Origin of the sequence: Chromohalobacter sp. HP20-39 (genome assembly GCF_033052815.1) — a bacterium.
Classification (GTDB): Bacteria; Pseudomonadota; Gammaproteobacteria; order Pseudomonadales; family Halomonadaceae; genus Chromohalobacter.
In genome coordinates this window covers 1-673 of the sequence record NZ_JAWHTP010000061.1, presented here as the reverse complement: position 1 = coordinate 673, position 673 = coordinate 1, and the positions used below count along the sequence as shown (strand labels likewise).

Below are 673 nucleotides of genomic sequence, written 5' to 3'. Positions count from 1 at the left end.
ACTGAAAGGTGGAGTTCTTCGTCCACGCGCAGCACACCGCTGCGCGCGGCGACGGCCACTGCCTCCACGCCGGCGCGTACCTTGGCCAGCAACGGCTTCAAAAGTGTGGATGCATTGGCTGGCAGTGACAGTCGGGCATAGTGCCGTTTGGCTTCTTCCTGCCAGCGCGCATCAGTGAAGAACAGGCGTGCGCGGCCACGAAAGCTCAGGCTGTGCTCAATCCAGACCGAGCCATTGCGCACCGCGCGGCGCAGGGCAAACAGGGTGGCCACCTCCAACGCCTGAAACGCCCGTTCCCGGTCTGGGCTGGAGATCGAAACCTGCCAGATCATTCCCAGACTTGGTGCCACCACTTCAACTGGCAGCTTTCTGGATCCTTTGAGATATAAAGCTTGCAGCTTGGCAAGGTACTCGATGGCAGGATGCTCGCCGGTGGCCTGCCAGGGCAGCTTTGCAATGGCGACGAGCAACGACCGCACGGGGCGAATTCCATCAATCAATCCCTCGCGGACCAGGGAGGCCCTGCTCGGTGGTTTGCGTTTCTGGGTTTCGGTGATCAAGGCTTCAAGACGGGCACGCAACTCAGCATCTGGCACCGCACCTTGCGCGCTCAAGGCAACAAGTTCGCCGAGCAGCGTTTTGTACATTGCGGCCCAATTGACGGTAGCGGGGA

General features: G+C 60.9%; 1 pseudogene. It reads right to left on the bottom strand.

The window, feature by feature from the left end:
* Nucleotides 1–673, bottom strand: a pseudogene (locus tag RVY79_RS16870) (Tn3 family transposase); the annotation flags it as partial.